Annotated in this window: 13 protein-coding genes and 1 tRNA gene; 4 read left to right on the top strand and 10 right to left on the bottom strand. The window is 32.8% G+C overall.

Annotated features, from left to right (window positions below; all coding sequences use genetic code 11):
* Positions 1–61 precede the first annotated feature (61 nt).
* On the top strand, positions 62–421 hold the full coding sequence (locus tag CCORG_RS02560; protein WP_025802995.1) for a histidine triad nucleotide-binding protein: 360 nt from the start codon (positions 62–64) through the stop codon (positions 419–421).
* A gap of 30 nt (positions 422–451) precedes the next feature.
* Here CCORG_RS02560 and CCORG_RS02555 read toward each other — a convergent pair whose 3' ends face one another.
* From CCORG_RS02555 to CCORG_RS02540, 4 genes are all read right to left on the bottom strand, one after another.
* The gene (locus tag CCORG_RS02555; protein ID WP_025802996.1) at positions 452–1162 is read right to left on the bottom strand and encodes a winged helix-turn-helix domain-containing protein; all 711 of its coding nucleotides are present in this window, start codon (positions 1160–1162) and stop codon (positions 452–454) included.
* 10 nt (positions 1163–1172) lie between these two features.
* Positions 1173–1257: transfer RNA gene (locus CCORG_RS02550), tRNA-Leu, on the bottom strand.
* 28 nt (positions 1258–1285) lie between these two features.
* Entirely contained in the window at positions 1286–1630 is a 345-nt protein-coding gene (locus CCORG_RS02545) for a F0F1 ATP synthase subunit C (protein WP_025802997.1), read from the bottom strand.
* A 113-nt stretch (positions 1631–1743) separates the two neighbouring features.
* On the bottom strand, positions 1744–2415 hold the full coding sequence (locus tag CCORG_RS02540) for a thioredoxin domain-containing protein (protein ID WP_025802998.1): 672 nt from the start codon (positions 2413–2415) through the stop codon (positions 1744–1746).
* Between the two features lie 156 nt (positions 2416–2571).
* Between CCORG_RS02540 and pckA the strand changes: the two genes are divergently transcribed.
* Genes pckA through argH form a run of 3 tightly spaced genes read left to right on the top strand, consistent with a single transcriptional unit; the run spans position 2572 to position 6844 of the window.
* Entirely contained in the window at positions 2572–4146 is a 1575-nt protein-coding gene (gene pckA, locus CCORG_RS02535; protein WP_025802999.1) for a phosphoenolpyruvate carboxykinase (ATP), read from the top strand.
* Positions 4121–5452 (top strand): CAP domain-containing protein, encoded by a 1332-nt coding sequence (locus tag CCORG_RS02530; protein WP_025803000.1) that lies wholly within the window; start codon positions 4121–4123, stop codon positions 5450–5452. The genes pckA and CCORG_RS02530 overlap by 26 nt, the downstream gene beginning before the upstream one ends.
* Positions 5453–5461: 9 nt before the next feature.
* The gene (gene argH, locus CCORG_RS02525; RefSeq protein WP_025803001.1) at positions 5462–6844 is read left to right on the top strand and encodes an argininosuccinate lyase; all 1383 of its coding nucleotides are present in this window, start codon (positions 5462–5464) and stop codon (positions 6842–6844) included.
* A gap of 37 nt (positions 6845–6881) precedes the next feature.
* Here argH and CCORG_RS02520 read toward each other — a convergent pair whose 3' ends face one another.
* The 6 genes from CCORG_RS02520 to purD form a co-directional block, all read right to left on the bottom strand.
* Positions 6882–7748, bottom strand: coding sequence for a universal stress protein (locus CCORG_RS02520; protein ID WP_025803002.1), 867 nt, complete (start codon positions 7746–7748; stop codon positions 6882–6884).
* A 65-nt stretch (positions 7749–7813) separates the two neighbouring features.
* The gene (locus CCORG_RS02515; RefSeq protein ID WP_025803003.1) at positions 7814–9982 is read right to left on the bottom strand and encodes a polyribonucleotide nucleotidyltransferase; all 2169 of its coding nucleotides are present in this window, start codon (positions 9980–9982) and stop codon (positions 7814–7816) included.
* Positions 9949–10671 (bottom strand): phosphoribosyltransferase family protein, encoded by a 723-nt coding sequence (locus CCORG_RS02510; RefSeq protein ID WP_025803004.1) that lies wholly within the window; start codon positions 10669–10671, stop codon positions 9949–9951. The genes CCORG_RS02515 and CCORG_RS02510 overlap by 34 nt, the downstream gene beginning before the upstream one ends.
* Positions 10671–12902, bottom strand: coding sequence for an LPS-assembly protein LptD (locus tag CCORG_RS02505; RefSeq protein WP_025803005.1), 2232 nt, complete (start codon positions 12900–12902; stop codon positions 10671–10673). Before CCORG_RS02505 ends, CCORG_RS02510 begins: the two co-directional genes overlap by 1 nt.
* On the bottom strand, positions 12892–13320 hold the full coding sequence (locus tag CCORG_RS02500; RefSeq protein ID WP_025803006.1) for an RDD family protein: 429 nt from the start codon (positions 13318–13320) through the stop codon (positions 12892–12894). The genes CCORG_RS02505 and CCORG_RS02500 overlap by 11 nt, the downstream gene beginning before the upstream one ends.
* A complete protein-coding gene (purD, locus tag CCORG_RS02495; RefSeq protein ID WP_025803007.1) occupies positions 13317–14567 on the bottom strand; it encodes a phosphoribosylamine--glycine ligase in 1251 nt (416 codons plus the stop codon). Before purD ends, CCORG_RS02500 begins: the two co-directional genes overlap by 4 nt.
* Positions 14568–14585 lie beyond the last annotated feature (18 nt).

Below are 14585 nucleotides of genomic sequence, written 5' to 3'. Positions count from 1 at the left end.
AAAATATAGCTAAATTTGGCAATTTTAGCTATAATATTTCAAATTTTTGTAGGAGTAAAATATGAAAAATGTTTTTCAAAAGATAATAGATGGCGAACTTCCAAGCAATAAGGTCCTAGAAAATGATAACTTTTTAGCATTTCATGATATAAATCCAAAAGCACCAATTCATATCTTAATTGTACCAAAGAAATTTTATGAAAATTTCCAAAGTGTTGATCCAAATTTAATGAGCGAAATGACAAAATTTATTCAAGAAGTTGCTGTTAAAATGGGCGTTGATAAGAGTGGCTATAGACTTGTAACAAACTGTGGAGAAGGCGGTGGTCAAGAGGTTATGCATCTTCATATACACCTACTAGCTGGCGCAAAACTTCCATGGGGGCATGGCGAAGGACACAACGCTAAAGATGAGTTTTAATCCTAAAATTTGGACTAGTTTTAGTCCAAATTATTTTTCATCAAAGAAAATTCTTTCAAATTCTTTATTTGCAAACTCATCAACTGATTTTTGAAATTTTTTATATTTATCTACCCAAGACAGAGCTTTTTTATTTATCCTAGTTCCAGAGTCATCGCCAGTTCCTCTTCTTGAAAGAGCAATTTTCTCACCCATTGACTTTTCAAAAATTTTAAGATGAGTCCAGCATTTTTTATAATTAATATCTAAAATTTCAGAAGCTCTTTTAATAGAGCCGCTTTTTGCTATCATATCCAAAGATTCGTTATTTTCTTTACTAAAAACAACCTTGCCATTTTCATTTTCAACCCAAGTTTTAACTTTTAAAAATAGCTTTTTTTCACTTTTTTCTTTAAAAAGTCCTAAAGAGCAGTTTTTAACTTTAATGTCAAATTCCTTTAAGCAAGATCTAATACTTTGGGTGCTATAAATTTTAGAAATTTCTAAAAGTTTTTCACAGTTTATTCTTTGGTGGATATCAATATATGGCTTAATCGCTTCAAAAATTTCTATGCTATTTTGGGTATCGTTTAGAGAATTAAATTTACCAAATTCTCCAAATTCACAATCAGTTATTTTTATGCTTTTTGAAGTTGCTTTTTCGCCCACTATTTTTGGATTTGCATTAATCTCATTTGAAATTTCTAAAGCCTCTTTACAGGTTAAAAATGTTTTATTTGAAAGTTTTTGATCTAAATTCATTGCATAATTATGGTGCGATCAGCGAGATTTGAACTCGCACACCTACTGGCACTACCCCCTCAAGATAGCGTGTCTACCAATTCCACCATGATCGCTTAAGCCCTGCTAAAAGCAGGGAAAGTATTAATTAGCTGCAGCTGATATAGCGTCAGTAATAAGTGGGTTTGCAAATAGCATAATAAATGCTATAACAAGAGCATATATAACTTGAGCTTCAATCATCGCCAAAGAGATATACATTGTAGTTGAAAGCTTGCTTGCAACACTTGGGTTTCTAGCAATACCTGTAATAGTTGCAGAAGCAGCATTACCCATACCAACAGCACCACCAAAAGCAGCAATACCTAAAACAATAGCAGCAGCTAAAAGCGAGTAAGAAGCTATAGTTGTGTATGAACCTAAAGCACCGTCCTCAGCACCAAATGAAAGTGTTGCCAAAGCAAACATAAGAAACATAACTTTTTTCATAAGTTATCCTTTAAAAATAAATTTTTTAAAATCTTTCGGATCAATACCCCTACTAAATTTTAAACATACAATTTTACACAAACTAAACTTTTAATTTGTTTAAAATTTAAATTTCAATCCAAATCTGATATCTCTTTTATCATCTGTGCAAACTGAGTAGGATTTTGTATAGCTCTTGGATTTATAATATACTTTCCATCAACTATAAAGCTTGGAACTCCTTGGATATTTGCTAGTTTTGCTGCCATACCACTTTCATCAACTCCCCAAATATCTAAAATTTCTTTTACTTTTGGAGTTTGTAAACGCTCTTCATACTCTTTTATACTCATACCAGTTGGCTTTAGTGCTATTTTTAAAAATTTATTTACATTTTTCTTTTTCGTAGAATCTCCACCAAAGTCATTTCTATCGCTGTGATAAGCTTTGTAAATTGCCATATTTGTAGTATGGTAAGATGATTTTTCATCTATAAGGCTAACATTATCTTCCTTATCTTTTGCTATCATTACAGCCAAAACACTACTTGCAAGCTTGCCAAACTGGGCCCCATAAGCACTATGGTATGGAATATACTCAAACTCACTAAGTTGTGAAATAACCTTATCAACCACAAGTTCGTCATATTTATAACAAAACTGGCAATTATACCTTGAAACTTTTATGACTGATTTTTCTGGAGCATTTACACTAAATGGTAAAATTTCATAGTGAACACCCCTTAAAACCTGAGCATTTAGCAGTGAAACCAAAGCGACACATAAAATAGCTAAAATTTTTTTCATTTATATCCTTTTTTTAAAAATTTTTGAAATCCTAACTTAAATTTACAAATTTAGCTTAAATTTGGATAAAAATTCTTTTTTTAAATATTTTCATATTTTAATTAAGATATAATGATGATTATTTGATTTTATGAAAATTATTAAGGATAGGTTATGATAAACGAAATTGATAAACTAGGTTTAAGAGATATTAAAAATGTCTATTACAACCTAAGTTATGATGAACTTTTTAATCACGAGGTTAAAAATGGTGAAGGAAGGGTTAGTAGCAATGGTACATTTATGGTTGATACAGGTATTTTTACTGGTAGAAGCCCTAAGGATAAGTACTTCGTAAAGCAAGACCCAAGTCAAAAATATATAGCATGGGGAAATATAAATAAACCGATCTCAAAAGAGCTTTTTGATAAACTTCTAAAAAAAGCTAAAAACCAACTTAGCGGCAAAGACATCTACATACAAGATGCATATTGTGGCTCAAGCAAAGCTAGTCAAAAAAGCGTTAGATTTGTCACAGAAGTAGCGTGGCAAGCACACTTTGTTAAAAATATGTTTATAAGACCAAACCAAAGTGAACTTAAAGACTTTAAGCCTGATTTTGTAGTTTATAATGCTTGTAAATGCGTAAATGAAGAGTGGAAAGAAGATGGGCTAAATAGCGAAGTTTTTGTTATATTTAACATTGAAGACAATGTTGCTGTAATTGGTGGAACATGGTATGGCGGAGAGATGAAAAAAGGAATTTTTTCAATGATGAACTACTGGCTTCCGCTTGAAAATAAGCTTTCTATGCATTGTTCTGCAAATTTAGGAAAAGACGGCGATACGGCGCTATTTTTTGGGCTAAGTGGTACTGGCAAAACAACTCTTTCAACAGATCCAAACAGAGCTTTGATTGGCGATGATGAGCATGGCTGGGACGATGAAGGGATATTTAACTTCGAAGGTGGCTGCTACGCAAAAACCATAAATTTAAGCAAAGAAAATGAACCTGAAATTTATAATGCTATAAAAAGAGATGCTCTTTTAGAAAATGTAGTCGCAGATGAAAATGGAGTTGTTGATTATGATGATGGAAGCAAAACTGAAAATACCCGCGTAAGCTACCCTTTAGAGCACATCGAAAACAGAGTTCCTGATTCAAAAGGTGGTCATCCTAAAAATATAATCTTTTTAACAGCTGATGCTTTTGGAGTACTTCCTCCTGTTTCAAAACTTACAAAAGAACAAGCAATGTACTTTTTCTTAAGTGGATATACAGCCAAAGTTGCAGGAACTGAGCGTGGGATAACTGAGCCTGTTGCTACATTTAGTGCGTGCTTTGGAGAGGCATTTTTACCACTTCACCCTACAGTTTATGCTAGACTTTTAGGTCAAAAGATTGACAAACATGGCTCAAATGTTTATTTAGTTAATACCGGTTGGAGCGGTGGAGAGTATGGAGTTGGTAAAAGAATGAGTATAAAAGCAACAAGAGCTTGCATAAATGCAATACTTGATGGAAGTATCAAAGAGTGCGAATTTGAAAATTTTGATACATTTAACTTAGCCATACCTAAAACCCTAAAAGGAGTTGAGACAAACCTTTTAAACCCCATAAATGCTTGGAGCGATAAAGAAAGATATAAAAATTTAAAAGCTAACCTTGCAAAACGCTTTGTAGAAAATTTCAAAAGATATGAAGATGTACCTGAAGGAATTGAGTTTGCAAAAGCTGGTCCAGCTATTTAATCTTTTTTTAGTAAGTTTTTTTGTGGTATCGTGTAGTGATACCACAAATTTAACACAAGCTAAAAACCCAGCCACAACAATAACCTACACAGATCCCATAAGATATCTAAATAGCATTAGAAGTGGGTCAAATTTAAATACACTAAAAATAAACCAAATCTTAAACGCATCATCTTTAAACCACGCAAAATACACAGTCATAAACAACTCTGAGGCTCATTTTCAAACTCAAGGAGCATCAAATTTCACAGGCGTTTCGCCAACTGATAGAGGGTTTTTTGTAGGATATAACTCGCCAGTTAGCGAAAATATCGCAATCAATGCAAATGATGAGATATCATCAATAACAAATTTAATGAGTGCGATTTATCACCGTTTTGGCTTTTTAGATGCAACCATTGATGAGATTGGCTGGGGCGAGTGGAGTGATGACAAAAATAGAAATTTTGTCTACAATATGGGAAATTCTAAGCTTGAGAGATTTTGTAAAAGCGGCATTAGTGATGGTGGATATGGAAAATTTTATGGAGATTTTTGTAAAGATAAGGCTCTTAGAATTTCAGAGGCTAAATTTGATAGCTATAAAAATTTAAACTACACAAAATTTGTCTACTATCCAAATAGTCAGTATTCAAAGCCATTTTTTAGCAAAGAAATTCCTGATCCCATGCCTGAGTGTAAAATCACAGCAAATCCTGTAAGTATTGATTTTACCAACTCTAAAACTAAAGTCAATATGAAAAGTTTTAAAATTTTTGAAAATGGCGTAGAACTTAAAAATAGTAAAATTTTAACTTCAGCAAACGATCCAAACAGACGCTTTAATGAGTATCAATTTGCAAATTTTATTCTTAGTCCGTTTAAATTTGATACCGAGTATGAGGCTAAATTTAGTTACAAAGATGGAAACGAAGATAAAGAGATATCTTGGAAATTTAAAACCATAACTCCAGATGTTCCTTACTTTGTCGTAAAAGGTGGCGAAAGATTAGCCTTAAAACCTGATATTTGGTATGAAATTTTTTTCTATCCTAATGATTGTAATGATATTTTTAATAGATATGAGATGAGTTATCGCTTTATGAATAAACCTGAAGTTTTAACCACAGATACAAACACAATAAGAGTAAAACTAAGTGGCATAAAAGGCTCAAAACTAACTATAAAAACAGATTCTAATAAAAAAATAGATCTTATTCTTACACAAACATCTCCAACTGCTAGTGCTTTTGACTTTAAATTTATAATTCTTGGCGTAGTAATTGCGTTTTTAGCTATAATTATCCTTTTAAAAAGTAGAAGATAAGGATGAGATATGACAGAGAATAAAAAACTTTGGGGTGGAAGATTTACTCAAGAAGCAAGCAAGCTTTTAGAAGAGTTTAATGCTTCTATTGGCTTTGATAAAAATTTATATAAATTTGACATAAAAGGCTCAATTGCTCATGCTAAAATGCTAGCAAAGCAAGGAATTTTATCAAATTATGAAAAAGATCAAATTTGTAAAGGTTTAGAACAAATTTCTAGCGAGATTGATAGTGGTAGTTTTGAGTTTAAAATAAGCGATGAAGATATTCATATGGCGATTGAAAGTAGGCTTAGTGAGATAATAGGCAAAGATATAGGCGGAAAACTCCACACAGCAAGAAGCAGAAATGATCAAGTCGCGGTTGATTTTAGGCAATACGTTATGAGTGCAAATTTAGAAATTTCTACTCTTATTAAAGAGCTTATGAAAACACTAACTAATATCGCCAAAGATCACTTAAACACCTTAATGCCTGGATTTACTCACCTTCAACATGCTCAACCTGTAAGCTTAGCTTATCATTTAATGGCTTACTCTTTTATGTTTATGCGTGATTATGAGAGATTTATATCAAGTTTTGAAAGAAATAACTTTAGCCCACTTGGTTCAGCTGCTCTTGCTGGAACGCCACACAATATAGACCGTGAATTTACAGCTTTAGAACTTGGTTTTAAAGCTCCAACTTTTAATGCAATGGATAGCGTAAGTGATCGTGATTTTGCATTAGAAATTCTATTTAACATAAGCGTTTTATTTATGCATACTTCAAGAATATCCGAAGAGCTAGTTTTGTGGAGCAGTAGTGAGTTTGGGTTTGTTACGATGAGTGATAAATTCTCAACTGGTTCAAGCATAATGCCACAAAAGAAAAATCCAGATGTTGCTGAGCTAATACGAGGTAAAACTGGTAGAGTTTATGGAAATTTAGTTGGGCTTTTAACGGTTATGAAGTCCCTTCCTTTAGCTTACAATAAAGATACACAAGAAGATAAAGAAGGCGTTTTTGATAGTGTTAATAGTGCTAAAAATAGTCTTGTTATTTTAAATGAGATGCTAAAAACTACCAAATTTAATAGCTCAAATATGTTAAAAGCTTGCCAAAAAGGTCACCTTACAGCAACTGATTTGGCTGATTATTTGGTTAGCAAAAAAGGAACTCCTTTTAGAAAAGCTCACCACATCGTTGGAGAGTGCGTGGCAAAAGCTGAAGAAATGGGCTTAGACTTAAGCCAAATGAGTTTAGATGAACTCTCAAAAATAGATAAAAACATAGATAATACCAAAGTACTAAGCCTTGAGAATTCAAAAGAGACTAGAAATTCTTATGGCGGAACTGCAAACTCAAGTGTTTTAAAACAGATAGAGATTTTAGAAGAATTTTTGGGTTAAAAACTAAAAATTTGGTGGCATTTGCCACCAAATTTAACTATAAAAGTATAGGAATTTGTGTATTTGCTAGGAAATACTTTGATCCACCACCTAAGAATATCTCCCTTAAGCCACTATCTGTATCAATCCCAGCAACAATAGCATCTGCTCCAAATTCTTTAGCCTTTTCAAGTAGAACTTGACCTGGAATTTTACCCTCAGTTCTTAAAAGCTCAAGATCTGCTTTTATACCGTGCAGATCAAGATAGTTTAAAATCCTTCCCTTTGTTTCGGCAATATCTTCTTGTAAGTAGTGTTCAGCCGTGATGCAATGAACTTCTTTTGCATTCATAATAGCTGGTAAAGCATTACTTAAAGCTCTTGAACTTGAGGTACTTCCTGTAAGAGAGACAAGAATTTTATCAAGTTTAAATTCCTTCATCTTTCTTGGAATAACAATCGCTGGCTTTCCACTTTTTACAACAGCAGCCTCAAAAGTCCCTGTTATAACGCCATTTGGTGGAACTGCTGCCACAACAGCATCTGTGTATTTTGAGTGCTTCTCAACCAGCTCAGATCTAGTGCCTAGCATATTTCTTACAAATGCACTATTTGGAGTATGTTGATCTTCGTTATACTCAATACCAAGCTTAGCGCACTCATCTTTTACTATATGAGTTATATGCTTCTGCTCTGTTTCAAGCTCTTCTTTTGCACTTTCTAAAAACTCATTTAGCATAATTCCACCACGAAGCGTCATTCTAACATTATAAACAGTCTCAGGATCAAGTTGGCACGACATGATACTCATATGAGTGCCAAAGAATTTATTAACAAGCAAAGCTGCGTGGATTCTCTCCTCAAGCTCTTCGCCACCACCTATTGGAAAAAACAGTTTTTTAACCTGTAGTTTTGCTTCAACCATTATTTATCCTTTTATTGATGTTACTAGATTTTACTTACATTAACTAATAATAAGCTTATTTTAGCCTAATCTATTAGCTCAAGTGAAATTCTGTTACCTTTTTGCTCAACTACCTTTACTTTTACCTTATCTCCCTCTTTTAACTGACCTCTAAATTTAGATATATGCAGTAGCCCATCTACTCCGTCCCTTAAAGGAATAAATGCTCCGAATTTGGTTATATTTTTAATCTCACTTTCAAAAATTTCATTCTCTTCAAAATTTACATCTTTATGCTCTTTTTTACCATTTTTCTTAAAGCCACCTTTTGGAGTGTTTACAATATCTAAGATAGTAGCTTTTGCGCCTTCAACCTTTTGAGAATTTTCTCCTATAATCTTAACTTCACCTTTATCTCTATCAAGGTCTATTGTAACACCAAAGTTATCTATTATCTCTTTTATGGTTTTTCCGCCTTGACCAATGATATCAACTATACGATTTGAATCGACTAAGAAAATCTCAGTTTTTGGAAGTATTGACTCATTTACCCTTATTTTTATATCCGCTTCTTCCATTATAAAAAGAATATGCTCTCTTGCTTCTTTTGCTTGATAAAGAGCCTCTTTTAAAACCTCTAAACTAATGCCGCCAAGTTTGATATCCATTTGAAGTGCAGTGATGCCATCTCTGCTACCAGCAACTTTAAAGTCCATATCTCCATCGTGATCTTCTAGTCCCATTATATCAGTTAAAACAGCATGCTTATCACCTTCAAAAACAAGCCCCATAGCAACACCTGCTATAAGCTTATAAGTATTAACTCCAGCAGCTCTTAAAGCTAAAGATCCACCACAAACTGTAGCCATAGAACTTGAACCATTACTCTCTAAAATTTCACTAACTAATCTAATAACTTCAGGATTATTTATATCAACACTTGGAGTAAGGGCTCTTTTAGCTAAATTTCCATGACCTAACTCTCTTCTACCTGGACTTCTTAGTGGGCTTGCTTCGCCAACGCTAAATCCTGGAAAGTTATAATTAACCATAAATCTTTCGCTAACTACGCCCTTTTCAGTTAAGCTCTCACTAAGTTGAGCATCGCTCTCACCACCTAAAGTTGCCACCACCAAAGCTTGAGTTTGACCCCTTGTAAAAAGACAACTTCCATGTGCCATTGGTAAGATATTTGTATCAATGCTTATTGGTCTAACATCTTTTAAACCCCTACCATCAGCTCTAACTTTATCAAATATGATCTGCTCTCTAACGATCTTTCTTTTAAATTTATTAAGAGTATCAAAAACTAACGCTTCTTCCCACTCTTTATCTATAGCTTCACTACTTTGTAAAATCTCTTTAACTATTAAATTTAGCTCACTTGCTCTTTCGCTTTTTGCCATGCTATTTATAGCTAACTTAGTCTTTTCAAGATAATTTTCTTTTATAAAATTAGCTAAATCATCGTCTTTAAACTCTTCATTTAGCTCGATTTTAGCGTGAGGTTTTATATAATCTTTAAATGTCTCATAGTAAGCTTTGCTTCCTTTTTCAATAGCATTTTTTGCAAATTCAATAGCTTCAAGCATAAGTTCTTCATCAAATTCGTTCATATTTTGCTTTTGTGGAATTTCATTTAAGCTATCAATTGGGTTTGAAATTTTACTAGTTTGGTTTAGGCTTGGAATACTTCTCATCTCTATCATAAGTAGTTCATCTCTAACACCTGCTACATAAAGATCAAGAGTGCTTTTTTCAAGTTCACTATTAGTTGGGTTTATTATAAACTCATCATTTAGCCTTCCAACTCTTACACCACAAACTGGTTCATCAACAGGAATATCACTCAAAAAAAGTGCCATACTAGCAGCATTTAAACTTACAACTTGAAGATCAACTTCCGCATCAGCTGAAAGTACAAATACTACTATTTGAGTTGGATATGTATATCCTTTTGGAAAAAGTGGTCTTAAGCTTCTATCAATTATTCTTGAAGTTAAGGTTTCAAAGTCCCCTGGTTTTGTCTCACGCTTAATATATCCGCCTGGAATTTTCCCAGCTGCGTAGGCTTTTTCTACATATTGAACAGTTAAAGGCAAAAAATCCCCATCTGCTTTTACATCATCTCTTGAAACTGTAGCTAAGACAACAGTGTTTTTTACCCTTAATAAAACAGCGCCAGCTGCTTGTTTTGCTACATAATTTATATCATAAATTTCTACTTGGTTGTTGATTTCGACTCGGTACTGCATATCTCTCCTTCTTTTATAAGTGGCAGATAGTGTGGACTTGCCTCAAGTGTGTTAAGAACAAGTTCTGGTGTTGGTTCTACTTTGTTTTTGTAATAAAAATCAACCCCAACAAAATCTGCTATAGTTCTAACACAAAATATCTGATCTGCGACTGTTTTTAAAATTTCTGCTGTATCGCTAGCAATTAGCGGTGTAGCATAACTAACTGATCTTGGATTTAAACTAATGATGGATTTTAAGCAAACCATGGCTGTTATACCAGTCTCGCACCCTTCATCAACTAGCAAAATATCCCTGCCTTCAAAACTTTGAAGCAAAGCACCCTTTCGGTATTTATAAATTTTTTTTAAAACTCCCTCTTCATACTTTCTATCTGCTTCACCATAAATATAGTCTAAACTAATATCAAAAGATTTTACAAGTTCTTCTATAAAAACTAACTCTTTTGTTTCGCTAACCATAGCAATTAAACACTCTTTATTAACTGGCGAGTAGATTTTCTCAGTAAACATAACTTCATAGTTTAAATTTAGCCTTGAAGCTATTATATCTACTAAAGGCACAGCAACTAGTGATGAAGCTATAATAAGTGGCTTTGTGGATATAATCTCATCTGTTGGTAAAATCTCATATAGCTTTAAAGCTGCATCTTGTTGGTCTTCAAACATAAGGTTATCTTTTTTTAACACTAATTGCCTGCCGCTGCATAGTCTGTATCGTAAGATCTAGCTGCTCTTACTCCACCAAAAGGATAGAAATTTACAAAGAAATATATTCCTCTTTCTTTACTGGCTTTTTCAAAATTATCTCTACTTCTAGTTTTTGGTTCAATATCTTCTTGATAAACTATTGTATAGTTCCAACATTTTCGATTTTTAGTAAGCCCTACTCTCCACATTTTATTATACTCAAGCTCCCAATCATACTCCCAAGCAGCAAAAAGCTTATAATAATTAGGTAGTTTAACTGCAAAATTTAGTATAGAATAGTTCTCTTTATTTATAGTAGCTTTATTTCTTTTAGTGTGTTCATAAGTATGAGTTACACCCACATTAAAGTTTTCTTTTGCATATCTTGCATAGCTTTGAAATTTCTCCATATTATTTTCTTCATGGTTATACTCAAATTTATTTCCCAAACTTAAACCATTTTTAAAATATAAATCAAGCCTGTGGATCAAATTTCCAAGCTCATCATCATCAAAATCATATCTTTGCCTTACACTATGCCTTACTCTTTTATTGCCATCTTTATCAAATAGATACTGAGTAAATTTTAAAGAAAGATTTTCTTGTGTATACTCTTTTCCAAGCTCACCTAAAAAGTTATCTTCATAGTAGTAGTTATTAAGAATATTTTCTAAAGCCCATTTATTAACTCTATTTCTACCTTTATCATACTCATATTGATGATTTTTAAAAAGTCTTTTTTCAACACCACCACTTTGATACCCAGGAATCAAATAGCTAGCTTCAAAACTCATCGTATGAAAAAAGCTCTCATATGGCTTCGCAATATCGCTTCCAAGTGAAATTTGATGATAGTTATTTACATAGTTACTACTCTTATCTTCATAAAAATTTCCATCTTTATAGATAAAGTTATCACTATAGTTTATGTTTGTAGCATAGATTCCTTCTGTAAATTTAAAATTTATCCAGTCATTTAGAAGTGGCATTGAAAAACTTAGTGGCATATTAAACTCAAACTGCCTAGCTGTAACGCCATCACCCCTTGTATAATTAGTAGCTTTAGTGTCAAAAGAGTAAAGAAGATTATCTAAAAATGCACTATTTGTAAATTTATGATATTGAAGAGTTGGAAGTTTTTGAACTGTATCGTCGTTTTGAAAATAGTTGTCGCCATTTAGCTTATATGTGTCTATATAGTATCTTGAGTAAAGCCCCATATAATGCTCATCTGTCGTTAAATAGTAGTTTAACTTTGAAGTCTGAAGAGAATCAGCATTATCCCCCCCACCCTTTGTAATCAAATCAAAATACTCAACATCTCTTAGTTTAATAAAATCAATCCAAAGATATTCTTTAAATTTAGTATCTATAAAATACCCTAAAAGCTTACTTCTATCATACTCAAACTCAAATCCTGTATGCTTTTCATTTTTATACTCAAGTCTTTGTTGATCGGATTTATAGTTATCAAAAACTCCTCCGCGAATTTCTCCATATGAAAAAGGCGAATCAGCAAACCTAAAAATAGAGTATAGTCCCACTCCACGACGAGTTCTAATTTGTGGCTGAAGTTCTAAATCCCAGCTATTATAAGGAGCAAAATAAATAGGCTGTTTATAATAAAGTCCTTGCTTATCAATATAACCTGCTTCAGGAAATAAAAGTCCAGTTCTTCTTGTATCATCAGTAGGAATTCCAAAGTAAGGAAGATACAAAACAGGTACATTTCCTATAAAAAAGAGTGGATTGTAAAGATGTAAAAATTTGCTATCTTTGTTTAGCTTTCCGCTGCTATATTTTATCTTCCAATCAGGATTTTGAATATTACAACTCGATACGACTGAGCCTTTGGTTCTATAATACTTAACATCACTACAACTTTGATTATTTTGCATCCAAAGTTCACTATCTTTATCCATCATAAAATTTTCTGTAGCGAAATTTTTCTCGTTTTTAAGATCTAGTTTGAGATAGTTTGTTTTAGATGTCTCATTTGGACCCCTAAGAGCGTTGACATTACCAAAAAATTCAGCAATTTCATTTTTTTGATCATAAGTGGCTTCATCGGCTGTTATTAGATACTCCTGAGAGTACATAATGACATTTCCAGTAGCTTTTACGATATCACCTTCTCTATGTGCTTCATCAGCCAAAAGCTCAACATGCTGCACCTTAGCATATAAAAATCCTACAAAAATTAATAAAAATAGTATATTCTTAAGCAACATCTACCACCAAAGTTTTAGCTAATTTATCATGCCATGTTTGAAGAGCTGGGTTAAAAAGAGCCCATAAAAAGCCGATATAAAATACCGCTTCACTTAAAATTCTAACTACTGATCTTAGTAATGAGGAGTTAAAATTTGGTCTTTGATTTTGATAATTCACGCACCTTATTTTAACAGCTAGTTTTCCAAGTGTTGCACCATAAGTATAAATAAAAAGAGTATGATATAAAAATTTTAAAATCATATATGGAAGACTCATACTAGCCATAACTAAGACTAGTGCCTCCTTATCTCCTGCTACTTGTGTGATTTGAGCCGAATAAGCCAAAACAAGTAAAAAACTTAGCAAAATTTCATCTATTAAAAAAGCAAACGATCTTTTTTGGATACTTGCAAGCTTTATATCATCAAAATTCATCTAAGTGCCTGATAAGCTATATCTTTTCTATATTGCATACCTTCAAACTCTACATTTTCACAGAGTTTATATGCATTATCTCTAGCCTCTTTGACATCTTTTCCAACGCCAACACAAACTAAAACTCTACCACCATCAGCAAAAATTTCCACTCCACTATGACTTACTCCAGCATAGCATATATGAGATTTCACTGGAATTTCTCTTACTTTTATAGGAACTTTTAAAGAGCTTTTATATGGATAATTTTTACTAGCAATAACAACACCAACAGCAAATTTATTTTTTATTTGGATATTTTTTAACCTACCGTTTGCCGCATCAAACAAAATTTCACCTAAATTATCATCAATCAAAGGCATTATAACCTCACACTCTGGATCGCCAAATCTAGTGTTAAACTCCAAGACATAAGGCTCATTATCAACAACCATAACGCCTACGAAAAGCACTCCGCAAAATGGAGTATTTTCATCTTGCATTCCTTTTAATGTTGGCTTTACGATATCATTTTCTATTTTTTCAATCAATTCTTTACTAGCAAGTGGTGTTGGTGCGTAAGCTCCCATCCCGCCAGTGTTTGGTCCCTCGTCTTTATCAAGAAGCTTTTTATGATCTTGTGCTACTGGTAAACTTACAAAATTCTTACCATCACAAATCGCAAAAAAACTTAGCTCAAAACCATCTAAAAACTCCTCTACAACCACAGTTGATCCAGCTTCTCCAAAACTAGCTCCACTTAACATATCTTTTGCTGCCTTTTTAGCTTCATCTTTGCTAGTAGCTATAATAACTCCCTTACCACCACAAAGTCCATCAGCTTTTACAACAATCTTATCGCTTGAAATTTTATCTATAAAATTTGAAATTTCTTCTATATTACTACTACTTAAATAAGAAGCTGTTTTTATACTATTTTTAGCTAAGAAATCCTTCATAAAAGCCTTACTGCTTTCTAATTTCGCTGCTTGTTTTGTAGGACCAAAGACAACAAGACCGTTAGCTTTAAATATATCTACAACACCATCAGTTAAAGGTGCTTCAGGACCTACGATAGTTAAATCAACCATATTTTGTTTAGCAAAATACGCTAATTTATTATAATCTTTGATATCTAAATTTTCACCTAGATTGAGCGTTGCACCATTTCCTGGTGCAAAATAAAGCTTGTTTACGCTATTTTCGCTTCTAAGTTTGCGTCCAATCGCGTACTCTCTTCCACCATTTCCTATTATCAAAATGTTCAAAAAAAGCTCCAAATTTTA

The sequence above is a fragment of the Campylobacter corcagiensis genome (genome assembly GCF_013201645.1).
Taxonomy (GTDB): domain Bacteria; phylum Campylobacterota; class Campylobacteria; order Campylobacterales; family Campylobacteraceae; genus Campylobacter_B; species Campylobacter_B corcagiensis.
This window is presented reverse-complemented; position numbering and strand designations above follow the sequence as displayed.